20 protein-coding genes and 1 tRNA gene are annotated in these 26,783 nt (G+C 38.0%); 2 read left to right on the top strand and 19 right to left on the bottom strand.

What is annotated here, in order from left to right; translation table 11 throughout:
• Positions 1–6: 6 nt before the first annotated feature.
• The 8 genes from rnr to rpoN all read right to left on the bottom strand — a co-directional run bounded on the left by rnr (position 7) and on the right by rpoN (position 10,337).
• A complete protein-coding gene (gene rnr, locus ABF682_RS03305; RefSeq protein ID WP_415619001.1) occupies positions 7–2,355 on the bottom strand; it encodes a ribonuclease R in 2,349 nt (782 codons plus the stop codon).
• A 105-nt stretch (positions 2,356–2,460) separates the two neighbouring features.
• Positions 2,461–2,697: a preprotein translocase subunit SecG gene (secG, locus tag ABF682_RS03300; RefSeq protein WP_289977931.1), complete on the bottom strand. Its 237-nt coding sequence runs from the start codon at positions 2,695–2,697 to the stop codon at positions 2,461–2,463.
• Between the two features lie 390 nt (positions 2,698–3,087).
• Positions 3,088–4,413, bottom strand: coding sequence for a phosphopyruvate hydratase (gene eno, locus ABF682_RS03295; RefSeq protein WP_289977930.1), 1,326 nt, complete (start codon positions 4,411–4,413; stop codon positions 3,088–3,090).
• A gap of 103 nt (positions 4,414–4,516) precedes the next feature.
• Entirely contained in the window at positions 4,517–5,272 is a 756-nt protein-coding gene (gene tpiA, locus ABF682_RS03290; RefSeq protein WP_289977928.1) for a triose-phosphate isomerase, read from the bottom strand.
• Positions 5,273–5,306: 34 nt separating this feature from the next.
• A complete protein-coding gene (locus ABF682_RS03285) occupies positions 5,307–6,497 on the bottom strand; it encodes a phosphoglycerate kinase (RefSeq protein ID WP_289977927.1) in 1,191 nt (396 codons plus the stop codon).
• Between the two features lie 100 nt (positions 6,498–6,597).
• Positions 6,598–7,611 carry a type I glyceraldehyde-3-phosphate dehydrogenase gene (gene gap, locus ABF682_RS03280; protein WP_289977922.1) on the bottom strand — a complete coding sequence of 338 codons (1,014 nt, stop codon included), beginning with the start codon at positions 7,609–7,611 and terminating at the stop codon, positions 6,598–6,600.
• Between the two features lie 60 nt (positions 7,612–7,671).
• Positions 7,672–8,700, bottom strand: a complete 1,029-nt coding sequence (locus tag ABF682_RS03275; RefSeq protein WP_289978640.1) for a sugar-binding transcriptional regulator — start codon at positions 8,698–8,700, stop codon at positions 7,672–7,674.
• 320 nt (positions 8,701–9,020) lie between these two features.
• Complete coding sequence (gene rpoN, locus ABF682_RS03270) at positions 9,021–10,337, bottom strand: RNA polymerase factor sigma-54 (protein ID WP_289977920.1); 1,317 nt, start codon at positions 10,335–10,337, stop codon at positions 9,021–9,023.
• Positions 10,338–10,402: 65 nt separating this feature from the next.
• Between rpoN and ABF682_RS03265 the strand changes: the two genes are divergently transcribed.
• Both ABF682_RS03265 and clpP read left to right on the top strand, forming a co-directional pair.
• A tRNA-Arg gene (locus tag ABF682_RS03265) sits at positions 10,403–10,474 on the top strand.
• A 531-nt stretch (positions 10,475–11,005) separates the two neighbouring features.
• Complete coding sequence (gene clpP, locus ABF682_RS03260; RefSeq protein WP_289977919.1) at positions 11,006–11,599, top strand: ATP-dependent Clp endopeptidase proteolytic subunit ClpP; 594 nt, start codon at positions 11,006–11,008, stop codon at positions 11,597–11,599.
• Between the two features lie 175 nt (positions 11,600–11,774).
• On the opposite strand, the gene whiA is transcribed toward clpP, so the two are convergent.
• From whiA to ABF682_RS03205, 11 genes are all read right to left on the bottom strand, one after another.
• Complete coding sequence (whiA, locus tag ABF682_RS03255; protein ID WP_289977917.1) at positions 11,775–12,725, bottom strand: DNA-binding protein WhiA; 951 nt, start codon at positions 12,723–12,725, stop codon at positions 11,775–11,777.
• Between the two features lie 22 nt (positions 12,726–12,747).
• Positions 12,748–13,767 (bottom strand): gluconeogenesis factor YvcK family protein, encoded by a 1,020-nt coding sequence (locus ABF682_RS03250; RefSeq protein WP_289977914.1) that lies wholly within the window; start codon positions 13,765–13,767, stop codon positions 12,748–12,750.
• Complete coding sequence (rapZ, locus tag ABF682_RS03245; protein ID WP_289977913.1) at positions 13,764–14,648, bottom strand: RNase adapter RapZ; 885 nt, start codon at positions 14,646–14,648, stop codon at positions 13,764–13,766. The genes ABF682_RS03250 and rapZ overlap by 4 nt, the downstream gene beginning before the upstream one ends.
• Positions 14,649–14,804: 156 nt before the next feature.
• Entirely contained in the window at positions 14,805–15,275 is a 471-nt protein-coding gene (locus tag ABF682_RS03240) for an S-ribosylhomocysteine lyase (RefSeq protein ID WP_289978638.1), read from the bottom strand.
• Between the two features lie 67 nt (positions 15,276–15,342).
• A complete protein-coding gene (gene uvrA / locus ABF682_RS03235) occupies positions 15,343–18,177 on the bottom strand; it encodes an excinuclease ABC subunit UvrA (RefSeq protein WP_415619000.1) in 2,835 nt (944 codons plus the stop codon).
• Positions 18,178–18,193: 16 nt separating this feature from the next.
• A complete protein-coding gene (gene uvrB / locus ABF682_RS03230; protein WP_289977909.1) occupies positions 18,194–20,197 on the bottom strand; it encodes an excinuclease ABC subunit UvrB in 2,004 nt (667 codons plus the stop codon).
• 106 nt (positions 20,198–20,303) lie between these two features.
• On the bottom strand, positions 20,304–21,746 hold the full coding sequence (locus ABF682_RS03225; protein WP_289977908.1) for a nicotinate phosphoribosyltransferase: 1,443 nt from the start codon (positions 21,744–21,746) through the stop codon (positions 20,304–20,306).
• Between the two features lie 142 nt (positions 21,747–21,888).
• Positions 21,889–22,404, bottom strand: coding sequence for a 3H domain-containing protein (locus ABF682_RS03220; RefSeq protein WP_415618999.1), 516 nt, complete (start codon positions 22,402–22,404; stop codon positions 21,889–21,891).
• Between the two features lie 264 nt (positions 22,405–22,668).
• Positions 22,669–24,396, bottom strand: coding sequence for a phospho-sugar mutase (locus ABF682_RS03215; protein ID WP_415618998.1), 1,728 nt, complete (start codon positions 24,394–24,396; stop codon positions 22,669–22,671).
• 368 nt (positions 24,397–24,764) lie between these two features.
• On the bottom strand, positions 24,765–25,694 hold the full coding sequence (gene trxB / locus ABF682_RS03210) for a thioredoxin-disulfide reductase (protein WP_415618997.1): 930 nt from the start codon (positions 25,692–25,694) through the stop codon (positions 24,765–24,767).
• A 64-nt stretch (positions 25,695–25,758) separates the two neighbouring features.
• Positions 25,759–26,781 carry an NAD(P)H-dependent glycerol-3-phosphate dehydrogenase gene (locus tag ABF682_RS03205; RefSeq protein ID WP_415618996.1) on the bottom strand — a complete coding sequence of 341 codons (1,023 nt, stop codon included), beginning with the start codon at positions 26,779–26,781 and terminating at the stop codon, positions 25,759–25,761.
• Positions 26,782–26,783 lie beyond the last annotated feature (2 nt).

Below are 26,783 nucleotides of genomic sequence, written 5' to 3'. Positions count from 1 at the left end.
TAGTTATCAGTGTCTTTTCTTTAATTTATCCTTAAAGGGACGGTATCCATGTTGTTTTTCTCTACTTTTTGACTGTCCTTTTTTGTTATCATATTTACGATTCCCCTGATATTTTCTATCACCGTTACTTCTTCTTGAGTCACTGCCGTTACCAGCTTTGACAAGCAAATCTGTCTTAGGCGCGTCCTCAGGATTTAAAAGAGTGAAATCAACTTCCTTTTGATCAACATTGACATTAACTAGCTTAACCCTTATTGGTTGACCAATTCGATAAGTCCGCTTGGTATGGCGTCCAACTAAGACCATGTGCTTATCCAAGTATTCATAGTAATCGTCCTTCATTTCACTAATATGGATAAGTCCTTCAACTGTGTTAGGCAACCCGACAAACATTCCAAATTTCATTACAGAACTAACAACTGCATCGAATTCTTCACCTACATGATCAGCCATATATTCAGCTTTCTTCATTGCATCAGTGTCACGTTCCGCATCAATTGCACGACGCTCCATTTGTGAGCTATGAAGAGCTATTTCAGGAATTTCTTGCTTATACTCTTCCTTTGTCTCATCATTAATTCCATTTTGTTCATAAAAACGAATTAGTCGATGAACCAAAAGATCAGGATATCTTCTGATTGGAGATGTAAAATGCGTATAATCCTCTGCTCCAAGTCCAAAATGGCCTAAAGGCTGATCTGAATACTTTGCTTGTTGCATGGAACGGAGCAACATTGTTGAAACCATTGCTTCTTCGGGTTTACCTGCAACTTTTTTCAAAATTGTCTGCAACATCTTAGGCTTTACATCATTACTGCTGCCTGTTGCTTCAATTCCCAAACTAGACAATGCTTCAAAAAATGAGAGCATCTTTTCCGCTTTTGGAGTTTCATGGATACGGTAAATAAAGGGAACACGTAAATGATTGAAGTGTTCAGCAATTGTTTCATTTGCTGCAAGCATAAATGATTCGACTATTCTTTCACTAGTACCGCGTTCACGCAATTGAATATCAGTTGGATGCCCTTTTTCATCAACAATAATCTGTGCCTCAGTATCTTCGAATTCAATTGCCCCACGTCTTTTTCTCATTTTGAGCAAGATTTTGTGAAGTTCATTCATCGTTTCAAACATTGGAACCAGGTTCTCATAGCGTGCCTTTGTTTTTTCATCACGTGATTCAAGAATCTTATTGATTGCAACATAGGTCATTCTTTCCGTTGTTTTAATAACACTCGGAAAGATTTTGTGATTGATCACGTTACCTTCAGTATCTATCTCCATTTCGCAACTCATTGCCAGACGTTCAACTTTGGGATTTAGCGAACAAATTCCATTTGATAACTTATGAGGTAACATCGGAATTACACGGTCTGTCAAATAGACCGAAGTTCCTCTGTTAAAGGCCTCATCATTCAATGCTGTACCTACTCTTACATAATGAGATACATCTGCAATATGTACTCCTAAGTGATAGTTTCCATTATCCATCTTCCATGCGGTAACCGCATCATCAAGGTCTTTAGATTCAATACTATCAATTGTAACCAAGTCTTGCTCAGTTAAATCAACTCGTCCTTTACGCTCATCATCAGTCACATGATCAGGAATTTGTTCAACCTCTGTCATAACCTCAGTGGGAAATTGAGTTGGAATATCATGTTGATAGACGACTTGCAAAATATCAATTCCTGGATCACTGACATTTCCAATTACTTTTATAGCAACACCCTTAAGAATTCCTGGGAGATGTGCATCAGGATACGCAGTGATATCCGCTAAAATCACTTCTCCTGCAACAGGATTGAGACCTTTGTCTTCAACTAAAAAAGTATAGTGCGCCAACTTACGATCTTTCAGCTTTACCGTTCCAATAATTCCTGCAGGATATTCTTCCGCCTCATCTACAACAAACTCACCAACGACTTGTTCAATCGCATGCTTAACAATTCCAACGACTTTACCCTCAGGGCCCCTGCCATTTTTTTCATCAGCTTTCCTAAGTGTAACAACTTCAACTTCATCACCATTCAACGCTGCCATTGTTTGCGTCGGATTAATGAAAAAATCTGGGGTATCGACATCTACAGTTACAAACCCAAAGCCACGATCATTTGCATGAAAAACACCAACAAATTTTGGGAGAGAGTCATCCTTAGCAATTGTAAATGCACCATTTTGATTAAGTGTAACTTCTTTATCATGTTCTAATTGTGCCAATGCCTGCACTACAAATTTAAACTGAACAGCTGTTGTCATGGCAATCGCTTCAGCTAGTTCTTGAACTTGAAAATCACGGTCTGGTGATTCTCTTAATTCTCTTAGTATTTTTTCTTTAATAATATTATTTTCCATTAATTTCCTCGTTTACTTACTTGATTATCTATTAAGAGCCATTCTTAATCCAAAAAAAAAGTAAAACTCCCCTGCACAGAGTCAAGCAGAAGACCTTACTTTTTATCAATGCGATGAAATATAAACCAAAGCCAATGAAAGTAGAAAGAAGATGACTCCCAACACAGCTGTTACCTTCTGCATAAATGCCTCAAATCCGCGAGGCTTTTGCTTGCTAAATAAATCAGCCGCACCACCTGACAAAGCGGAAGCAGCATTATCGTTTTTTGCAGGTTGCATCATTACTGCAATTATAATTAATACTGAAACAATCATCAAAATAGTTAAAATTAAATTATACAAGTTCATACCCCCTTACTCCATAGGTAATCTACATCTATTATAATGTAGCATAAATAATCTTTTATTTCCAGTCAGTTATAACACTTATACACCACGATCTTTTAATAATAATTCTTCTGAATATATCTAGATTCACTTCACAGTACAACATTATCTTGCAATATACTTTCTAACATTCCGGATGTCAAGTTATTCAGGCTTATTTCTGTATTTAATTATAAAAGTATCCGTTCAAAGTCTCCAAAATAATTAATCAAGCATAAAAAAGAGACCGAATCAAAATTTAGCTTTTGATCCAGCCTCGCTATTAGATATTGTTTTTGTATTTTCTTCTTGTTAAGTTGTCTTACTAATTCAAAACTAACAAGCAAAAAACACTCTTTTATTTAATTACTTGCCTTCAATTTCTTGACGAGCTTGTTCACTCAAGTTATAGAATGAATGAATACCCTTGTATTGAGCTACGCTTTCGCTCAATTGGTCTTCAATTCTCATCAATTGGTTGTACTTAGCAATTCGGTCTGTCCGACTCATTGAGCCAGTCTTAATTTGACCTGCATTTGTAGCAACAACCAAATCAGCAATTGTTGTATCTTCAGTTTCACCTGAACGATGAGAAACAATCGCTGTATAGCCAGCTTCTTTAGCCATTTCGATAGCTTCAACAGTTTCTGTCAATGTACCAATCTGGTTAACTTTGATGAGGATTGAGTTTGCAGCACCCATCTTAATACCCTTTTTCAAGTATTCTGTGTTTGTAACAAAGAAGTCATCACCAACAAGTTGAACTTTCTTACCTAATTCACTAGTAATTGTCTTCCAGTCATCCCAGTTATTTTCATCAATAGGATCTTCAATTGAAATAATTGGATACTTGTCAACTAAACCTTCAAGATAGCTGATAAATTCTTCTGTAGAGAATTCTTCACCTGTTGACCAGCGTAACTTGTATTTACCAGTTTCGCCATCCCAAAGTTCTGATGAAGCAACATCAATTGCGATTGCAACGTCACTACCTGGCTTGTAACCAGCAGCTTCGATTGCTTCAATCAAAAACTTCAATGGTTCTTCGTTGTTTTCAAAATCAGGAGCAAAACCACCTTCATCACCAACAGAAGTTACTTTGCCAGCTTTAGCAAGTAATTTTTGTAAGTTATGGAAAGTTTCTGAACCCATACGAATCGCTTCTTTGACAGACTTGGCACCAACAGGCATAATCATAAATTCCTGGAAGTCAACCTTGTTGTCAGAATGAGCCCCACCATTAATAACATTCATCATAGGTGTTGGGAGAACGTGTGCATTGAAACCACCTAAGTAGTTGTAAAGAGGCACTTGTAATTCATCTGCAGCAGCACGTGCAGCAGCAATTGATACAGCCAAAATAGCATTTGCGCCTAATTTACCTTTGTTAGGTGTACCATCTAAAGCAATCATAGCTCTATCAATAGCAACTTGATCTGTAACTTCGTAACCAACAATTTCTTTTGCAATGATGTCGTTAACATTAGCAACAGCTTTTTCTACACCCTTACCCATGTAACGCGACTTGTCACCATCACGTAATTCAACAGCTTCATGTTCACCAGTAGATGCACCTGAAGGAACAATTCCACGGCCAAAAGCACCTGCTTCTGTATAAATTTCTGCTTCAACTGTTGGGTTACCACGTGAATCTAAGACTTCGCGTGCATAGATTTCTGTAATACTAGACATAATATACTCTCCTTTGAGTTTTAGATTGGCTTGAGTTTCTCGCCCAAACCTATTTTAAAGGTTTTCTTAACAACTTTCAATTGTTAGTCGTAAAAAATATCAATTATTTGTTAAAGTTGACCAATGCCAAATATGATTCGGGAACTAATGACGCACCACCAACAAGCCCACCATCAATATTTTCCTTGCTCATAAGTTCCTTAACATTAGCTGGTTTTACAGAACCGCCATATTGAATACGAACTTTGTCAGCAACAGTTTCATTATAGAGCTTTGCAACAGTTTTACGAACAACTGCACAAATCTCTTCAGCTTGATCTGATGAAGCTGTCTTACCTGTGCCAATAGCCCAGATTGGTTCATATGCAATTACAGAACTTGCAACTTGCTCACTTGAAAGACCCTTTAATGCTGCGGTTACCTGTCCTTCAACCCATGCTTCTGCCTTACCAGCCTCACGAGTTGTAAGAGTCTCACCACAACAAATAATTGGTAAGAGACCGTTTTTGAAGATTGCATGGGCTTTTTTATTGATATCTTCGTCAGTTTCGTGGAAATAATCACGACGTTCTGAATGACCGATAACTACATAATCAACGCCCATTTCTTTAAGAACTTTTGGAGAAGTTTCACCAGTAAATGCACCTTCATCTTCGAAGTAGCAATTTTCAGCAGCAACTTTTAATTCTGAACCCTTTGCAGCTTCCAAAAGTGCTGGAAGATCAACAGCTGGTGCAGCAATAACTGATTCAACTTTACTTGCAGCTGGCAAGTCCTTTTTCACAGCATTAACAAATTCAGCAGTCTGTTCTGGATTCAGGTTCATTTTCCAGTTACCTGCAATAATTGGTGTACGCACTTATATCATCCTTTCAATTTTGCCTATTATAGATTTATTTATCTGAAACAGCAGCAATTCCAGGAAGTGTCTTACCTTCGAGATATTCGAGGGAAGCACCACCACCAGTTGAAATATGTGTCAATTGATCAGCAACACCTAATTGTTGAACAGCAGCTGTTGAATCGCCCCCACCAACAATTGTTGTAGCATCGCTAAGGGTACCTAAGAACTTACCAACTTCAAGAGTTCCTTCAGCATAATTACTCATTTCAAATACACCCATAGGTCCATTCCAAACAACTGTCTTAGCATCTTTAAGAACATCTTTGAATAAGGCGATTGACTTAGGTCCAATATCAAGTGCCATATACCCATCAGGAATGTCACCATCAACAATTTTATTAGGTACATCATTATCAAATTTTTCAGCAACAACTGAATCAATTGGTAATACTAATTTGTCTCCAGCTTTTGCAATAATTTCCTTAGCAAGTTCAATCTTATCAGATTCAACCAATGAATTACCAATGCTCATGCCTTTAGCAGCATAAAATGTGTAAGTCATACCGCCACCGATAATAACCTTATCAGCCTTTGCAAGAAGATGATCAATAACACCAATCTTATCTGAAACCTTTGCACCACCTAAAATGGCAACAAATGGATGAACAGGAGTATCAACGGCATTGCCCAAGAATTTGATTTCTTTTTCAAGTAAGAATCCAGCAGCAGCTTGGTCCATGTTACTTGCAATTCCTACATTAGAAGCATGTGAACGATGAGCTGTACCAAATGCATCGTTTACAAACAAATCGCCAAGTGATGCCCAATATTTTCCTAATTCAGGATCATTCTTAGATTCTTTTTTACCATCTAGGTCTTCAAAACGTGTATTCTCAACTAACAAAATATCGCCATTATTCATCTTGTTAATTGCTTCTTCAAGTTGTGCACCACGAGTTGTTGGAACAAATGTAACTGGTTTTTTAACCAAATCAGCTAATTTTTCGGCAACTGGACGAAGTGATAATTCCTTCTTATCTTCTTCAGTCTTGACACGACCAAGATGTGAAAATAAAATCGCTTTCCCACCATTTTCAACAATATATTTAATTGTTGGTAATGCCGCAACAATACGGTTATCATTTCCAATAACACCATTTTTAATAGGAACATTAAAGTCAACACGAATTAAAACTTTTTTACCCGTAACATCTAAATCAGAAACAGTTAGTTTAGCCATGAATTGTAATCCTCCATTTTTTTAAAATAAAAAGCGAAGAGAGTTGCCTCCCCCCGCCTTAATGAACTAAATCGATTAAAAATTTAGCGTCAGCTAAATCTTAAAGCATGCTAGCAAATTTTTCCAAAGTACGGATCATTTGTGCTGTAAAACCAGATTCGTTGTCATACCATGCAACAGTCTTAACAACTTGTCCTTCACCTGAACCAACAACCTGTGTTTGAGTTGGATCAAATACTGAACCAAATGTTGTTCCAATGACATCTGATGAAACGATTCCATCATTATTGTAACCAAATGATGCGTTGCCATCTGTAACTTTCTTAACAGCTGCATTAACTTCATCAGCAGTTACTTCTTTGTCAAGAGTTGTAACTAATTCTGTTAATGAACCTGTGATAACTGGAACACGTTGTGCATGTCCGTCTAACTTACCGTTCAATTCAGGAACAACTAAGCCAAGAGCCTTAGCAGCACCAGTTGAATGAGGAATTGTGTTAGCTGCAGCAGCACGAGCATTACGAACATTGCCACCACGATCTGGACCATCTTGTAATTTTTGTGTAGCTGTGTAAGCATGGATTGTTGTCATAGTACCAGCTTTAATACCAAAAGCATCATTCATAGCTTTTGCTAAAGGAGCTAAACAGTTTGTAGTACATGAAGCAGCAGAAACAATCTTATCATCGTTTGTCAATGTATCATCATTAACACTATAAACGATTGTCTTCATCTTACCAGCTGGTGCTGAAATAAGAACACGTTTTGCGCCGGCTTCAATATGTGCAGCTGCCTTTTCTTCTGATGTGTAGAAACCTGTTGATTCAAGAACCAAATCAACACCATCATTCTTAACCCAAGGAATGTTGCGTGCATCTGCTTCTGCGTATACAGGAATTTCTTTGCCATTAACAACAAGTGCATTGTCTGTAGCAGAGATTTCAGCATCGAATTGACCATGAGCTGTATCATACTTCAATAAATGTGCCAACATAGCTGGAGATGTCAAATCGTTGATAGCAACAACTTCCAAGCTTTCTGAAGTCTCAGCAATACGGCGGAATGCCAAACGGCCAATACGGCCAAAACCATTAATACCTACTTTAGTAGTCATACTAAAATTTCCTCCTTTAGGAAATAAAAAATTTATTTTAAAAAGTGTGTTGGTTAAACACTACTTTTTTAAAATCAAGTTTGCTGCCCCCTCATCTGTAATCAGACAAGTTTGCTTAGGAGCATGTTTCATGTAAGCCACAATTGCCTTAGCCTTTGAGGCACCGCCAGCAACTGCAAGCACACATTTCATCTCAGTGAGATCCTCTAATTGTAATCCAATCCTTGGGATCTTATACACTACCTTACCCAATTCATCAAAAAAGTAACCAAAAGCTTCCCCGACCGCATGTCTTTTTTTAAGCATTTCAATTACAGAAATAGGCATGTCTCGTCTTTCAGCCATCCGAATAGCATCACCTACACTATGAATAGCAGCATCACTATTTCGAATTAACTCAATTACACGCTGAATTGCTGGTTCCTTGAGTAAAGGTTCAAATGCCTCCTCACTCAGTTGTTCAGGTACATACAACGCACGGTGCTGCCCACCAGTATGCATTGCCATCTGCGAACTAACCGTATTGGCTTGAATATCAACTGCTTCCCCTACACCGCCTCTGGCAGGCACAAAAAGTAATTCACGATCCTCACCAATCCGCTTTGTGAGAGCCTTTGCAATTGCCGCCATCGTAATGCCTCCCATGACAGCAATCACATTCTTACCATTCGGCAAAGCTGCTGCCAACGATTCATCAACAAGCTTGCCCATTTCCTCTATAACTCTTGGCTGCTTGTCAGAATCACCTGCTACAATCAAACACTTTTCAATGCCCAATCTCTTTGAAAGCTCAACTTCTTGGTGTCTCATATCTGCAAATTGATCCATTAACCCTCTAAGGCCCTGAATAACATCCTGACCTTTTTCAGTAATAATCATGCCAGACCTAGTTGAAGCAATTAAACTTTGCTCGCGTAGAAAATCGGTCTCAGTTCTAAGCACACGCTCCGTCAATCCGAACTCCTGCGAAAGAACTCGCCTGCCAACAGGTCCCATCCAAGAGATATACCGTAATATCATGAACCGTTGCACCATGGTTTCAACCATGTCGGGAGCAATCTTTTCAATCCATTCAAACTCCTGATGCATCATAGTTACCTTCCTAATGGGACCAATATTGTCCAGTGGTGTCGTTAAACGACCCAGCAAGTCAAAAAACAAAAGCACAACAACAATTTCTCTTTAATTGTTCTCATACCTCCATCAACAACTGCATTATAGCAATATTTCATGCCTAATGCAAGCCAGTAAGTTCTTATTAACAATGGTCGTTAATAGACTAAATTTATATCAATAGCGAGCCTAATTATTCTGTTATTCCGAATTTTAACGTAAAAATTATAGAAAACCACTCCAAGTAGCGAACAATAGTATAATTTCATTTACATTTAAAAAATTCAACCATAAATTTAATTTCTTTTTCTTTGTGTTGAACTGCCAATCTTCAGTTCTTCGCGATATTTTGCAACCGTTCTACGTGATATTTGTATTCCAACCTTTTCTAATTTCAGGACTATCTTACTATCTGACAATGGTTTTTGCTGATTCTCAGCCGTCACAATCACATTTATGTGTTCCTTTATTGTATCTACAGAGATATCTTGTTCCATACTATTTACAGGCCTTCTAAAGAAGTATTTCAGTTCATAGACTCCATAATCACACCGCAAATACTTCCCATTGACAGCTCGACTAATAGTAGACTCATGCAGGTTTAACTTTTGCGCAACATCTCTTAAAAGTAGCGGTTTCAACTGCTGTCCATCATTCAAAAAGAAATCATGCTGGCGTTCAATTATGACCTCTGCTACTCTGACAATGGTTTCCGCACGCAACTCAATATCTTTAATAAGTTCTTGGAAATCTTTTTGTTTTTCTTTCAAAAATTTTTGAACTTCAATTTCATTTTCTGTTGTAAACTTATTATAGTAATCTTGCTTGAAGACAACTAAAGGTTTTGTCCTCTTGGTTGTTTTGATACTAAAGTCAAGTGTCTCTGGATTTTTTTTTATTATTAAATCAGGATAAACATACCCAATATTTTCTTGTTCAAAAGCTGCCCCTGGCGCTGGGGTCAGTCGCTTAATAAATTCAACAACCTTTGAAACCTGTTTTGTATCTATGGACAAATCAACTGCAATTTTGTCCCAGTCCTGATCAACCAAATTTTCAAACTCATTTTCAATAATTAATTGTGCTGCAGCAGGAGCATTTTCGATATTTTGAATTTGTAAAAGCAAACACTCTTTCAAAGAACGTGCGCCAACGCCAGGTGGATCAAGTTGCTGCAGCAAAGTCAGCGCATCCATCATCGTAATATAATCAACACCAGTTTTTGCAATTAACTTTTCTAAATCAACTTTCAAATATCCATTCTCATCAAGTTGTCCAATTAAATAAATAACCCAACTTCTGAGATTTGTTTTTCTCATCGTTAAATGAACCTGTGACAATAGATAGTCATAAAGCGACTGACCTTTATTATCCGTAATCATGTCAAATTGGCTTGCCTTGAGCTCTGACATACCAGTCGAATTACCAGTATAGCTCATCGTTTCTTTGATAGAAACAAATGGATTATCCAATTGTTTTTGTTTTAGATATTTCGCAAGATCTTCAGTACTATAGCGCAATATCTGAATTGACTGCTGCATCTGTTGGGTCATGGCAAATTTTTGAATCTGCTTTTGAATCTGCCCATATCCATAACTTTGATTGTGGGGCATAAAATTTCACCTATCTTTTCAACTTGTAAATTTGAATTCTTTCTTGTAGAATAGTATGAGTAATTGCGCCGCTAGTGTAATGGATCGCACGCAAGATTCCGGTTCTTGTAATGTGGGTTCGACTCCCACGTGGCGCATAGTATCTATTGGTGATTATAAAGGCTTACCGCTTACAAAACAACTATTAGCGAACAGCAACGTGCTTAAAATACGTCCAGCAAGTTTTACTATTATTTTGAAGGTGGCAATATATTATTGCTTTTATAGTAGTCCACAAAGATAAATTGATAAAATCTATACAACCTCAATGAAGCAAGGGAGTGCTTGCAAAACTTGAACATGCAAATCAAGTTTTGGAGGTGCTTTTTTGATTCGTAATTATGCTTACATCTTAAAGCCGAAACATGTTTATTCACAATAAATAGCTGAGCTGGTCAAAGTTTAACTTTTGCTCCAGTCCCTCATTTTTTTAATAATCAGATGCCTGCCTTATAAAAGAAGCTTTAAAATTATTCAAAGCTTCTTTTATAACTGCTGCCTAGATCACAATTATTTCAAGTCCTGCCTTTTTATTTGACCTTTTTTGACCATTAAGTTAAACTAGCAATACAAACGTTTGAGTGCTACACTTAAAACGTTAAATTATAGTTTGAGGGGGTCGTCGTTCAATGAATTTAGTACCTACTGTTATTGAACAATCAGCACAAGGCGAACGTGCGTATGATATTTACTCAAGACTTCTAAAAGATCGCATTATCATGCTTTCTGGAGAAGTCAATGATGACATGGCTAATGCTATCATTGCACAATTGCTGTTCTTAGATGCACAGGATTCAGAAAAAGACATTTACATTTATATCAACTCACCAGGTGGCAGCGTGTCTGCTGGATTGGCAATCTATGATACGATGAACTTTGTTAAAGCAGATGTTCAAACGATCGTAATGGGGATGGCTGCTTCTATGGCAAGTGTCCTTTCAACTGCTGGTACAAAGGGCAAACGTTTTGCATTGCCTAATTCAGAAATTATGATTCATCAACCATCAGGTGGCGCACAAGGTCAAGCAACTGAAATTAATATTGCCGCAGAACACATCTTAAAAACTCGTAAACTTGTCAATAAGATTTTGGCAGATGGTTCTGGTCAAGATATTAAAAAAATTAATCGCGATACTGAACGTGATAACTTTATGACTGCTCAACAAGCCGTTGATTATGGTTTGATTGATGGCATCATGGAAAACAAAAAGAATCTAAAATAAGATAATAAACTGAGAATGTGGAATACGTCGAGAAATGTGACTTATAAAACACGTTTATTCGTAAAAAAATAGAAAGACAGGCTCAAAAAGTTAATTTTTGACTCTGTCTTTCTATTTTTTACCTTAATATCATACCAATTCACTTATTTCAGTGGTCAAATTTTACCGACTTATGTCATACGCCCTTTAATATTTCATTACCATTTCTTAATTGTTCAGCCAATTCATTTATTTTCCGTAATCGATGATTGACTCCTGATTTAGAAATTGGTCCATTTTCTACCAAATCCCCCAGCTCTTTTAAACTAACTTCTGGATGTGCCAATCTTGCACGCGCAATATCTTGAATCTTGGGCGGTAACTTGTTAATTCCATAATTTGCATCAATAAATCCAATATTCTCAATTTGATGCTTTGCCGCATCAGCCACTTTATTCATATTAGCATTCTCGCAATTAACAATTCGGTTGACTGAATTGCGCATGTCGCGCACAATTCTAATGTCCTCAAACTTGAGCATTGCGCTTGTAGCCCCAACTAAGGACAAGAAATCTGCAATTTTTTCTGCCTCTTTTAAGTAAGTAATATATCCACTACGTCTTTCAGTCTTACGTGCGTTCAACCTATAGCGGTTCATTAAGTCACAAATTACATCATTTTGTTCCTCATATAGTGAATAAATTTCTAAATGATAACGACTTGTTTCTGGATTGTTTACCGAACCCGCTGCCAAAAAAGCTCCTCTTAAGTATGATCTGACTTTTGCATCATCTTCTAAAAAATTAAGAGGGACTCCCGTCTTCAACTGAAAACCATCAAGTATATCAAGATCTCTTAATACTTGTTCACTACCTGTTTTTAGACGAACAATGTACAAATTATTTTTCTTGAGCTTCATCTTTCTTCTCACTAATAATTCGCTTTCAACCTCATAAAACTTTTTCAGCAGCTGGTATATTCGCCGAGCAATTGCAGGATTTTCTGTTTGAACATTTAATACAAAATGATGGTTTACAAGGCTCAAAGATCCGTTCATTCGAATTAATGCCATCAATTCAGCCTTTGCATTTCCAAAATGAACCTCAAGTGTTGTCAATTCTTTTTTCACATCACTGGCGTAAGACATGCAGCCACCCCCTCTAAATTTTCTAGTTCAATTTACTATCCATCCAAGACAACGGGCGACTCGTTAAACCAAGTAATTCATCAACAACCTGTCTACCATTATGAAATACCCCATGATTTCTGAGTTCTAAAAAATTATTGGAAACTACCCTACATCCTAAATTGCGCAGACCATTAAAATCATGCTTGACTTGGTACAAGTATTCATCATATTTTTGCTGATCCATGTAATCATCCGGCACAGGTTCAGTATTGACAAAAACCGTGTCAATAAAATTCATTCCTAAATGCTGGTGTAAGACACGCACATGATCCGCATCTGTAAAGTGCTCTGTCTCACCCTTTTGTGTCATAATATTGCAAATATAAATTACTTCTGCATTCGTTTTGCACACAGCCTCACCAACATTTGAAATCATCAAATTAGGCAAAATACTGGTAAATAGGCTACCCGGTCCTAAGACAATTTGATCTGCTTCCATTATGGCATTGATTACTTCTGGAACTGCTTCAGGGATTGCATTATTTGATCTCGAAACCCAAACCTTATCAATTGTTTTTCCTGCAGCCGAGATCTCCGATTCTCCAACGATTACTGAACCGTCTGTAAATCTTGCATTGAGAACTAATGGATAGTTGGATGCAGGATAGACATGACCTTCTACTTTCATCAACTTTGTAAGTTCCTGAACTGCACTAAAGATCCCACTGTTGTTCATTTCTGATAGTGCAGCAATTATCAAATTACCAATTGCATGTCCTGAGAAAAATTGATCCTTAGAATCGAATCTATACTGAAAAATATTCTTATAGATTTCAGGTAAATCAGATAACGCTACTAGCACATTGCGTATGTCACCTGGAGGAACTACATTGATATAATCCCTAATAATACCAGACGAGCCGCCATCATCAGCTACGGTTACGACTGCCGTAATATCTGCATTTTTTCTTCTTAAAGCTTTCAAAATTACTGGGAGGCCAGTTCCACCACCAATAACAACAATATTCGGACGCCGTTTTCTTAATAAGTGTTTCGTCATGAGCGATTGACTGTCTCCTTCCGCCGTGCAATATCGCGATGTGAAATTCTTACGGGATAATTTTCTTTCAGTGCCTCTCCGATTCTTTTTGATAAGGCTACTGAACGATGTTGTCCTCCAGTACATCCAATTGCAATTGTTAAACTTGTCTTTCCTTCATCCTTGTACCCAGGAATGATTGTCTGTAGTAATGTAATAAATTGCGTATAAAATGCTTCAGTTTTATCAGAATTCATTACATAATCGTAGACATCTTTGTCTAGACCTGTCTTCTTCTTTAAAGCATCAATGTAATATGGATTTGGCAAGAATCTTACGTCCATAACAACATCAGCATCTATAGGCACACCATATTTGAAACCAAATGACATGACCTCAATATGAAATGCCGTCTCTGAACTAGTTTCAAAATTATGGAAAATCTCTTCACGCAATTGTCTAGGTGTAAGCTTGCTAGTATCCACTACAATTTGAGCTTTCATCCGCATATCTCGTAAAAGATCCCGTTCAAGATTGATTCCATCCATTAATCTGCCTTCCATCGCAAGTGGATGAGATCGTCTTGTTTCCTTATATCGAGCAACCAACTCTTCATCAGATGCATCCAAAAAAAGAATTTTTGTATCTATAAAACTATCATTATCTAGATTTCTTAACAATTCAATTATCTCGTCATAAAACGCTCGTGATCTTAAATCAATTACAAGTGCAACCTTGTTAATTTTGCCTGATTCACGAACTAACTCCCAGAATTTAGGCAATAAAGATGGTGGCATATTATCAACGCAAAAATAGCCTAAATCCTCAAAGCTTTGCACCGCTACAGTCTTTCCAGCGCCGCTCATTCCAGTTACTACAACAAGTTTTAATGGCTCTTTCATTTATCCAAACCCCCATTAATTAACCTTTCGCCATTATAACATACCGGGCATGTCATAGCGACTTTTTATCAGTTTCGCCAAATGTTACCCTAAAAAAACAGACAATAACAAATTCAATAATCTGCTACCGTCTGCCCGAAATATTATATTCCTAATCTAAACCACTTTACGCTCAAAGGCATCAGATGAAATTCCTTCAGCAAGAATCTTCTTGCACCATTCTTTGGCGGAGAAAAGTGAATGATCGCGATAATTACCACAACTAGTAATATCAGTCCCTTGAACATCGTCCCAAGTAGAATCAACAATCTGTGCTAGTGAACCCTTTAATGCTCTTGCAACATCTGCTGTGTCTTGTTCGCCCCAGACAATAAGATGAAAACCTGTACGGCATCCAAATGGCGAACAATCAATCACACCATCCATCCGATCGCGTAGATATCCCGCTAACATATGTTCAATCGTGTGCAGTCCTGCAGTTGGAATTGCATTTTCATTTGGTTGTACCAATCGCAAATCATAATTTGAAACCTTGTCACCCTTTTTACCTTCTTCAACTGTAATTAATCGCACATAAGGTGCTTTGACAGCTGTGTGATCCAGTGTAAAGCTTTCAACTTCTGCCATCATTAAACAACTCCAATCTAATTGTAATTAACCTTAACTCTAGCATTTTACTAATAAAAATCAATACCTATTGATCCTTATATCTATTCAATACCATTTTAAGATATTTACCTGTGTAACTTGCCGGATTCTCTGCAAGGTGTTCTGGTGTTCCGGTACCAATGACTGTACCACCGCCCGCACCACCTTCTGGTCCGAGATCTATTAAATAATCTGCTGTTTTTATGACATCTAAATTATGCTCAATTACCAAAACAGTATTTCCTGAATCAACTAGACGCACTAAAACACGTAACAAGTTCTTAATATCATCGGTATGTAGCCCTGTAGTTGGTTCATCCAAAATATAGAAAGTCTTGCCATCTGACTTGCGGTGCAGCTCCGAAGCAAGCTTCATTCTTTGTGCTTCACCTCCAGATAAGGTTGTCGCTGGTTGTCCTAATTGGACATATCCTAGACCCACATCGACAATTGTCTGCAATTTTCTTTTAATTTTGGGAATCGCACTAAAAAATTCAAGTGCCTCCTCAACCGTCATGTTCAATATTTGTGCAATGTTTTTCCCCTTATATTCAATCGCAAGCGTTTCAGAATTATAGCGTGCTCCGTGACACACTTCGCATGGTACGTACACGTCAGGTAAGAAATTCATCTCAATTTTGATGATGCCATCACCCTTGCAAGCTTCACACCGACCGCCTTTGACATTAAAACTAAAACGTCCTTTACTATAGCCGTGAACTTTTGCAGCATTTGTCTGCGCAAAGAGATCACGTACATTATCAAAAACACTCGTATAAGTAGCAGGATTACTGCGAGGAGTTCTCCCTATTGGGCTTTGATCAATATTAATAACTTTCTCAAGTGCTTCAGTTCCAACAATTGCCTTGTACTTACCTGGCTTTTCAGAATTATTATTTAATTTCTGCGCTAAAGCTCGTTTTAAAATCATATTAACTAATGTCGACTTACCAGAACCAGAGACACCTGTAACTGCAATAAAAGTACCCAATGGAAAATCAACGTCAATATTTTTCAAATTATTTTCACTAGCACCTTCAATAGTAATTCTTTGTCCATTACCCGTACGCCTTTCTTTGGGCACTGGAATATGCTTCTTACCTGACAAATATTGACCAGTCAATGATTTAGCAGTCCGCGCAACTTGTTTTGGTGTCCCTGCTGCCATTACTTCTCCACCATTACTGCCCGCACCCGGTCCGATATCAATCAAGTAATCAGCAGCTCTCATTGTATCTTCATCATGTTCTACAACTATCAAGGTATTACCCAAGTCTCTCATTTTCTTCAACGAATCTATCAAGCGATCATTATCTCTTTGATGCAATCCGATTGAAGGTTCATCAAGAATATATAAAACACCTGATAAATTCGAACCAATCTGTGTTGCCAATCTGATTCGCTGCGCCTCACCTCCAGAGAGAGTTCGCGCTGAACGACTAAGTGTCAGGTATGCGAGGCCAACATTAATCAAGAATGTCAAGCGATCTCTAATTTCTTTTAAAATCGGCTGTGCAATTGCAGTATCTTGAACATTAAATTTCAAATTTTTGAAAAAATCTAACGCAGCTTCGATATTATCTTCGGATACCTGCCCAATATGTTTCCCGTCAATCTGCACCGCAAGTGCTTTACGATTTAAACGATATCCTTGACAAGTCTGACATGTCAGACTTGTCATGTATTTACGCATTACATCCCTAGTAAAATCACTGTTTGTTTCGTGATAACGCCTTTCAATATTTGGAATGACGCCTTCGAACTTAGCATCAACATCCCTAACTCCTCCGAAATCATTTTCATAGTGGAAATGGAATGTTTTCTCGCCTGCACCATATAATACAATTTCCTGATCTTTTTTAGGCAATTTATCAAATGGTACGTTCATCTCAATATTAAATTCCTGACACATTTGTTCTAGCATCATTGGATAATATTGTGAACTTATCGGATTCCAGGGCTCAACTGCACCTTCCTTGAGCGTCTTTGAACTATCTGGAATTATTAAATCAAGATCTACCTCAAGCTTCATTCCCAAGCCATCACATTCTGGGCAGGCGCCAAAGGGAGCATTAAAGGAGAATAGTCTAGGCTCTAATTCACCAATCGTGAAGCCACAATACGGGCATGCAAAGTTTTCAGAAAACTGTAATAGTTTATCATCGCCAGTATCAGCGCTGGCATACCCATCTGATAGACGCAACGCCGCTTCAAAAGAATCAAATAGACGTGACCTGATTCCTTCCTTAACAACCACACGATCTACAACTACTTCAATTGTATGCTTCTTGTTTTTATCTAGGTCCAGCTTATCCCCAATATCTAGAATTTCACCATCAACACGAACCCTTACGAATCCATCTCGCTTGACCTTCTCAAAAATTTTTTTGTGCTGTCCCTTTTTTTCACGAATAATTGGCGACAAAATCTGTACTTTCGTTCTTTCCGGTAGTGATAGTATTTTATCTACCATCTGTTCAGGAGATTGGCTTGTAATCTCATGACCATCATTTGGACAATATGGTGTCCCTACACGTGCCCATAAAAGACGAAGATAATCGTTAATTTCTGTGACAGTTCCTACTGTTGAACGCGGATTTTTTGAAGTTGTTTTCTGATCAATTGAAATGGCTGGCGATAAACCATCAATCGAGTCGACATCAGGTTTATCCATTTGTCCTAAAAATTGGCGGGCATATGCTGACAAGCTCTCAACATAGCGCCTTTGTCCCTCAGCATATAATGTATCAAACGCAAGCGAACTTTTTCCTGAACCAGATAATCCTGTGATAACAACCAGCTTGTCCTTAGGAATTGTCACATCAATATTCTTCAGATTGTGAGCTCTTGCACCATGAATAACAATCTTATTTTGTGCCAAAGTATCTTCCTCTTTTCTATTTTATGCGGGCCTTTAATTCAATAATGGTATCTCTCAATGTCGCAGCCTGTTCGAAATCAAGTTGTTTAGCTGCTGATCTCATTTGTTCTTCTAATTTAGCCAACATCTCTTTTTGGTCATCTTTCTCCATATCATAAAATTCAAGTTCCGTAAATGACTGCTTCTTTTTACCGCCTTCTGCAGGTTTTGTAATCGAAATCAAATCGCGAACCTTCTTCTTGATAGTTTTTGGAGTAATGTGGTGCTCTTCATTATAATTTTCTTGAATTGCACGTCTTCTTTTTGTTTCATCGATTGCGCCTTGCATTGAATCCGTAATTTTGTCAGCATACATGATCACACGACCATTCTCATTTCGTGCAGCACGACCAATTGTCTGAACCAATGAGCGCTCACTTCTTAAGAATCCTTCTTTATCAGCATCAAGTATTACAACTAGTGAAACTTCGGGAACATCAATCCCTTCTCTTAACAAGTTGATCCCAACTAAAACATCAAAGCGCCCCAACCTTAGATCTCTGATGATTTTTGTCCGTTCTAAAGTTTTTATGTCCGAATGTAGATATTTTCCCTTAATCTGTAATTCCTTAAGGTAATCCGATAGGTCTTCCGCCATTTTTTTAGTCAGTGTGGTTACAAAAACTCGCTCTTTGCGTTCAATTCGTTTGTTAATTTCACCGACCAAGTCATCCATCTGCCCCATAATTGGTCTGACTTCAATTATCGGATCTAATAGCCCAGTTGGTCTGATAATTTGTTGTACTATTTTATTTGTCTGCTCTTGCTCATAAGGCCCTGGTGTAGCCGACATATAGACAATCTGATTTACATGCTGCTCAAATTCATGCAATGTTAATGGTCGATTGTCAATTGCACTTGGTAATCTAAATCCATAATCAACTAACATTTGCTTGCGTGCACGATCGCCATTATACATTCCCCGCACCTGTGGCATTGTCACATGAGACTCATCTACCACTAATAAAAAATCTTTTGGGAAGAAATCTAGCAATGTATAGGGTGGTTCCCCAGATTTTCTTCCATCCATATGTCGTGAATAATTCTCAATTCCGGAACAATACCCCATCTCACGCAACATCTCAATATCATACGTTGTTCTTTGCTCCAGACGCTGTGCCTCTAATAACTTGTGCTGATCTTTTAATTCAGCCAGACGGACTTGCAGCTCTTCTTGGATTCCATCGATGGCCTTCTCCATAATATCTTCGTTTGTCATAAAGTGAGTGGCAGGAAAAATTGAAACATGTTCTCTTTCTGCCACAATTTCACCTGTAAGTACATCAACTTCACGAATACGATCAATCTCATCTCCAAAAAATTCAATACGCAATGCTCGCTCGTCGCGTGAAGCCGGGAAAATTTCAACAATATCACCATGTACACGAAATCTTCCACGTTGAAAATCAATGTCATTTCGTTCAAATTGTATATCGATTAATTGCCGTAGTAATGCGTCTCGTTCCAATTCTTGTCCCACGCGTAAGGATAGCGTATGTTTTTGATATTCGTTTGGATCACCTAATCCAAAAATAGAAGAGACAGAGGCAACAACAATCACATCATTTCGTTCCAACAATGAACTAGTTGCAGAATGTCGCAACTTATCAATTTCATCGTTAATACTTGAGTCCTTTTCAATATAAGTGTCACTCGAAGGTACATATGCTTCAGGTTGATAATAATCATAATAGCTGACAAAGTACTCAACTGCATTATTCGGAAAAAATTCTTTAAATTCACTGTATAATTGTCCAGCTAGTGTCTTATTGTGAGCCAAAACAAGGGTAGGTTTATTAACGTTTTTTATTACGTTTGATATTGTAAATGTTTTGCCTGTTCCCGTTGCCCCCAAAAGGATCTGGGCCTTCTCTCCTTCTAGAATTCCTGAAGAGAGCTCCTCAATCGCTTTTGGCTGATCACCTGTGGGTTTATATGCAGAAACTAGTTCAAATTGACGATTGTCTTGTCGTTCAATCATTCATCCTACCCCCTAATTAATAAATGAAAAAGGCGTGGATAATGGTTTTTATTACCCATTATCACGCCTACTCATTTTACCATATCGAACATACTTTCGTACACCTTTAAGAATTCAATTCTGAATATTTTTCTATCATCTCAGTTCTCATTGTTTTCAGTGCCTTCGTCCAAAAAACATCATATAAGTCTGGATTCTTTAAACGCAAGCATGCCTTCGGTAAAGATTTAGTCATTTTTTTTGAAAGATTTTTAACTTCATTTGTAGCTGGTTCGCAATAAACCAAACTACCCTTATCGAAAATCTGAATCATCAATGGTTCTAACTTAAAATTATTAATTTTTTTCTTCTGCTGCGTCTTGTTTGGGTCAGAGCTATACACACTACCTTCGTTTAAATTCAGCTCACCAAACAACCCTAATAAATCTCCTACAGCTTTGCCATTATTATTGTATAATCGATAAAGTTTCTTAAATCCGGGGATTGTTGTCTTCTCAATCGTGTTACTCAATTTAATTTTTGGTGTTATCTCACCATCAACCTGTGTCGCAACAAGTTTATACACACCACTTAATACTGGATCAGACGACGCTGTTATTAGCTTTTCACCAACTCCGAAGCTATCAATCGTAGCCCCTTCCTCTAAGACATTCTGAATAACATCTTCATCCAGAGCATTTGAAACAGTGATTGTTGCATTCTCAAAACCTGCTGCATCCAACATCTTTCTGGCTGTTTTTGTCAAAAAAGTAATGTCACCGGAATCAATTCGAATTCCAATATGATCAGTAATTCCCTTAGCCTTTAATTTTTTAAAAATCTCAATCGCATGCGGTACCCCGGAATTCAACACATCGTAGGTGTCAACCAACAACAGACAGTTATTCGGATAAATTCGGTACCAAGCTTCAAAAGCCGCTCGTTCAGATTTAAAAGACTGAATCCAGCTATGTGCCATAGTACCGAGTGGCGTTAACCCAAAAAGCTTTGCGCTCAATACATTTGCCGTACCAATACAGCCACCAATCACGGCTGCGCGGGCACCAAACATTGCCGCATCAGCTCCTTGCGCGCGGCGTGACCCGAATTCCATTACGGGCCTTCCCTTAGCAACCATACATATCCGCCTAGCCTTGGTGGCAATTAATGATTCATGGTTAATAATATTCAATAACATCGTTTCCAATAATTGTGTTTGAATAAGCGGTCCTCTAACTGTTATTAATGGTTCATTAGGAAAAACAGGTGTCCCTTCTCTAACCGACCATACATCACACTCAAATTCAAATGTTCGTAAATATTCCAAAAATTCTGGCGAAAAAGTTTCAAGTGTTTCTAGATACTCTATATCTGAATCTGTAAACTCTAACTCTCTTAAATATTTGATAACCTGTGCAAGCCCTGCATAAATAACAAGTCCGCCCTCATCTGGTACTTTTCTGAAATATAAATCAAAATAACCTACTTTGCTTGGCTCCTCTTTAAAGAAACCATTGGCCATTGTTAATTCATATAAATCCATCAACAAGGTCAAATTTCGCTGTTCCATCACTTTTCTCCCAACTTGACAAGGCAAAGTCAGATCAAAAATTGCATTGAATCTAAACTCCCTTGTCAGCTACATCTATTTACTCCTAAAAAATCAATATCTAGAAAATAACTCTTTTTACGTTAGATGTCAAGACAGCTGGTTAGTCTAGATAAAGCAAACCTAAATTGGACAATCTCTTTTTAATTTCAAAAAAATCCGCTTCACTATTACATGATATATTGTGTAAATGAATACCTTGCGTCAGGCTGGAAAGTAGCTGATGATTGCCATTCTCAGCTCGGCTCATAAAATCATTGATATCGTGTAATGTTGAAATCCCGAGTGTTCCTACTATTTGACCATATAGACTGTGGTCCACAATAACATCTTCGATCTCTCCACCCATACTAACCACCGTTTCGAGTTCCAAACGAGTCTCTTCAATCGAATGCTGACAAGCCAGTAAGCCATGATAACGAGCTTCTTTTTTCTGGTATTTATATCCACTGACAGTTGCAATAATGGGCTCACCTTTTGCTCTCAGCAAAGCAATATCCCCCACAATTGTTTGCCGCGACACACCATACTTCTTGGCCAAAGTTGTCGCACTAATTAAATCAGAATTTAACACGTCATCTCTTACACTGGCACGTCTTTGTACGTTACTCTTTTTCAATCTTATCACCTGCTTTTTGTCTGGAAAAACAAACGAGACTGAGTCAAAAGTTAAATTTTGATCTAGCCTCGTTTTTGATTCGGGATAAAAGTGCTCCATAATTGAAAATTCTTCGGCCAACTCCAAATTACTAGCAAAAGATGCACAATGCTCATAATTTTTCTTTAGCGCTCAAATTTTATGTGGCAACCAAAAAAAGCCGACTTTTGGGAATCACTACACTACCAACTTATGTTACACTCTTTGTTGCTTAAAGCTTGATAACTACTTTGCAATAAAGCTTTTAATATCATCCTCAAAAGCCTGACGCTTCCGTAGCGATTCTTCTTGTGTACTACCTTGTGTTCCAATATAGAATTTAATCTTTGGCTCTGTTCCTGATGGTCTCACAGCAATCCATGATCCATCCTCTAACAAGTATTTTAAGACATTTGACTTGGGCAGTTCAATACTTGACACATCACCTGCAGCTGTCGTCTTTCTCGAGTTGGCAAAGTCTTCCATGGTAGCAACTCCAACCCCAGCAAAATCAGCAGGTGCAGTCTCCCTAAATTTAGTCATCAAATCTTTAATCTGCTGTGCACCTTCAACACCGTCAAATGTTAATGAAACAGTTTTCTCTGCAAAATAACCAAATTTAGCAAACAATTCCTGCAAACCATCATAGAGGTTCTTCCCCTCACTCTTATAATAAGCAGCAACCTCGGCCAACATCACGAGTGACTGGATAGCATCCTTATCCCTCACAAATGGACGAATCAAATAACCATAACTTTCTTCAAATCCGAACATAAAGCTATGATTATTAGTCTCTTCAAAAAGCTTAATCTGCTCAGCAATAAACTTGAATCCCGTTAAAACATTAATCATTTCAACGTTATAGCTCTCGGTAATTGCAGTCGCAAACTCACTTGAAACAATCGATTTAACCACAGCTGCATTTGCAGGCAATGTCCCTGCATTTTTCCGTGCCGTTAAAATATAATCAAGCATGATTGCTGCTATTTGATTACCTGTCAGCAATTGATATTCTCCTGATGGTTGACGAACTGCTGCTCCTAATCTATCTGCATCAGGATCAACAGCAATCAAAAGGTCTGCATCTTCTTCCTTGCCATGCTTAATGGCTAAGTCAAAAGCAGCTGCGTCTTCAGGGTTAGGTTTCTTGACTGTTGAAAAATCTGGATCTGGTGTTGCCTGTTCAGAAACCATTGTAAAGTTTGAGAAACCTGCACCTTGTAGTGCTTTTTCACCCAATATTGCCCCAGTTCCATGTAATGGTGAGAAAATTAATTTGAGTGTTTTTCCTTCTTTTTTAACTAATTCAGGATTAATCGTAACTTTCTTTACTTCTGCTAAGTATGCGTTATCGACAGCGATACCAATAATCTTCATTAAACCGTTTTCAAGAATTTCAGCTTTATCAGCAACCTTAATGGCAAACAAATCTTGTGCCTGTCTCACGAATTCAGTAATCATGTCAGATTCTTTTGGTGGCATTTGTCCACCATCTTCACCGTAAATCTTATATCCATTGTATTCCTTAGGATTGTGACTAGCAGTGATCATTATTCCTGCATAGGTCTTTAAATGCCGCACTGTAAACGACAACTCTGGAGTTGGACGTAGACTTTCAAAAACAAAGCTGGCAATTCCATGTGCTCCTAAAACACGCGCAGCTTCATGTGCAAAATCCTCCGAATGATGACGAGAATCAAAACTTATTGCAACTCCACGTTTCTTTGTTGCTTCATCAAGTGTATCCATCAATAAAGCGAGCCCTTCGGTGGCCTGACGAACAGTATAGATATTCATCCTATTTATCCCTGCTCCAATTATCCCACGCATGCCCGCAGTTCCAAACTCAAGAGGTGCATAAAATGCATCCTCAAGCACTTCTGCATTATCCTTATTTTGCTTTAACTCTTTTGCTAATTCCTTGTCTAACTCAGGATAGTTAATCCATGTTTGATAAGTTTCTTTCCAACTCACAAAATCACTCCCATTGTTTTTCTAGAATCAGTATACTATATTACCAGCACCTTTTTCCAAAAAACGGACAAAATATTCAATTATTTTTCATGTTTCTTAACAAACATCAATTATTATCATTCTAAGTTCAGCTTAAACAATAAAAAAGAGGCTGAATCAAAAGTTAACTTTTGATTCAGTTCCTCTATTTATTCCGAATAAACGTGTTTCATAAGTCAAAACTCTCCGTCCAACTTCGAATTACTCATAGCAAAGTACTCGCGATGTTCGTAATTTCGAGTTAGTACCCAAATTTTCCCGACTTATGGCACACTCTCTAATCTTAGATTGTTTTTATAATCATTACTCTAGCAATAGTTACTCGAATTCTAATCCTTTAATGTCTCTAGATAGCTATATGCACCTTGACCGGCAACTCCGCCATCGCCGACAGCTGTCGTTATCTGCCGTAATTCTTTCTTTCTCACATCACCAATCGCAAATACTCCTGGAATTTTTGTTTCCATCTTCTCATTAGTTACAATCCAACCTTGCTCATCTGTTATACCAAGGTCTGTAAAGGACTCTGTCATTGGAACTAAACCAACGTAGATAAAAACACCCTCAACAGACACGACTGATTCAGTACCAGTCTTTTTGTCAAGCGTCTTAACTCCTATAACTTTCTTGCCATCACCTTCAATACTTGTTAGCACGGTATCCCAAGTAAACTTTATCTTAGAATTTCCAAATGCCCGCTCCTGCAAGATTTTCTGTGCACGTAGCTTATCGCGCCGATGAACCACATTAACTTCTTTAACCATTTGTGAAAGATATGAGCTCTCCTCAATTGCAGAATCACCCCCACCTACTACCACAACATCACGATTGCGGAAGAAAGCACCATCACAGACTGCACAATAAGAAACACCACGTCCACCATATTCTTGTTCTCCTGGAACACCCAGTTTTTTATATTGTGACCCTGTTGCTATTATTAATGCATAAGTTTCAAATATATCACTATCTGTTTTAATTGTTTTTAGTCCATCCTCAGCAACAGATACTTTTTCAACATTACCATAAGCATATTCGGCATTAAACTGCGTTGAACTTTCATACATTTCTTTTGCCAAATCAGGCCCTAAAATCGACTTGAATCCTGGATAGTTCTCAACCTCTGCTGTATTATTCATTTGCCCGCCGTATATTCCGCGATCAAGCATTAATACTGACAAGTTAGCCCGGGAAGCATATAGCGCTGCCGTCATCCCTCCAGGTCCTGCACCGATTACAACCACATCATATTTTTTCGTCAAAGTCATTACCTTCTCTCATTTAAAATCATACCTACAGTATAACTTACTTTTAATAAGTATTCCATTAAAATGTTTCTTCTTCAGATTTTCCTTCGCGCATCATCAAATCTGCTATCGCAGTCTTTATCGCCTCTCCTTGGTAAACCACGTGGTAGATGGCTTCAGTAATTGGCATTTCAATTTTACGATCTTTTGCTAGCTCATACGCTGCCTTAACGGTCGTCAATCCCTCAATAACCATTCCCATATTATTGACAACATCTTCAACCTTGGCACCTTTACCCAATTGATTGCCAGCACGCCAGTTTCTTGAATGAACACTTGTACAAGTAACAATTAGGTCTCCCACACCGGATAATCCAATAAATGTTAATGGATCTGCACCAAGTGCAATTCCTAGGCGCGCAATCTCGGCTAACCCCCTAGTCATCAAAGCTGCCTTTGCATCATCACCATAACCTAGACCGTTTAGAGCTCCTGCACCAAGTGCAATAATATTCTTAAATGCTGCACCGAGTTCAACTCCAATAATGTCACTATTTGTATACACGCGGAAGTAGTTATTCATAAATATGTGCTGAACGCTTTTGGCAGCTTGCAGATTAGATGACGCTGCAGTAATCAAAGTTAAGTCATGCCGTGCGACCTCTTCAGCATGACTAGGACCAGAAAGTGCAACAATTCCCACAACATGTTCCTGCACTATTTCTTCCGCAATAATTTCAGAAATACGCTTATGTGTATCTAATTCTAATCCCTTGCTAGCATGGACAATAATTGGATGAAGATCCAATTTTTCGATTAATAAACCAACTTTATGGGAGGCTTCTCTCATAGCTTTAGTTGGAACCGCGAGCAATATCAACTCTGCTTCTTTTAAAACCTCTTCCAGATTGGCAGATGCCACCAACTTCTCAGATAGCTTAACATCCGAAAGATAAGCTTTATTAGTATGCTTCAGATTAAGTTCATCAACTTGTTCTTGTCTTCTTGACCAGATTTTTACTTCTTTTCCATTCATAACCAAAATATTTGCAAGAACACTGCCCCAAGAGCCTGCTCCAACAACCGCAACTTTTTTACACAAAA

The organism is Liquorilactobacillus sp. (assembly GCF_047719775.1).
GTDB lineage: Bacteria > Bacillota > Bacilli > Lactobacillales > Lactobacillaceae > Liquorilactobacillus.
This window is presented reverse-complemented; position numbering and strand designations above follow the sequence as displayed.

Bases quoted from the DNA above. Each gene is read 5' to 3' on its own strand.
- clpP (WP_289977919.1), top strand. From the start codon at position 11,006: ATGAATTTAGTACCTACTGTTATTGAACAATCAGCACAAGGCGAACGT.
- eno (WP_289977930.1), bottom strand. From the start codon at position 4,413: ATGTCTAGTATTACAGAAATCTATGCACGCGAAGTCTTAGATTCACGT.
- rpoN (WP_289977920.1), bottom strand. From the start codon at position 10,337: ATGCCCCACAATCAAAGTTATGGATATGGGCAGATTCAAAAGCAGATT.
- ABF682_RS03225 (WP_289977908.1), bottom strand. From the start codon at position 21,746: ATGGAACAGCGAAATTTGACCTTGTTGATGGATTTATATGAATTAACA.
- rnr (WP_415619001.1), bottom strand. From the start codon at position 2,355: ATGGAAAATAATATTATTAAAGAAAAAATACTAAGAGAATTAAGAGAA.
- gap (WP_289977922.1), bottom strand. From the start codon at position 7,611: ATGACTACTAAAGTAGGTATTAATGGTTTTGGCCGTATTGGCCGTTTG.
- ABF682_RS03240 (WP_289978638.1), bottom strand. From the start codon at position 15,275: ATGGCAGAAGTTGAAAGCTTTACACTGGATCACACAGCTGTCAAAGCA.
- ABF682_RS03250 (WP_289977914.1), bottom strand. From the start codon at position 13,767: ATGACGAAACACTTATTAAGAAAACGGCGTCCGAATATTGTTGTTATT.
- ABF682_RS03285 (WP_289977927.1), bottom strand. From the start codon at position 6,497: ATGGCTAAACTAACTGTTTCTGATTTAGATGTTACGGGTAAAAAAGTT.
- uvrB (WP_289977909.1), bottom strand. From the start codon at position 20,197: ATGATTGAACGACAAGACAATCGTCAATTTGAACTAGTTTCTGCATAT.
- rapZ (WP_289977913.1), bottom strand. From the start codon at position 14,648: ATGAAAGAGCCATTAAAACTTGTTGTAGTAACTGGAATGAGCGGCGCT.
- whiA (WP_289977917.1), bottom strand. From the start codon at position 12,725: ATGTCTTACGCCAGTGATGTGAAAAAAGAATTGACAACACTTGAGGTT.
- ABF682_RS03275 (WP_289978640.1), bottom strand. From the start codon at position 8,700: ATGCATCAGGAGTTTGAATGGATTGAAAAGATTGCTCCCGACATGGTT.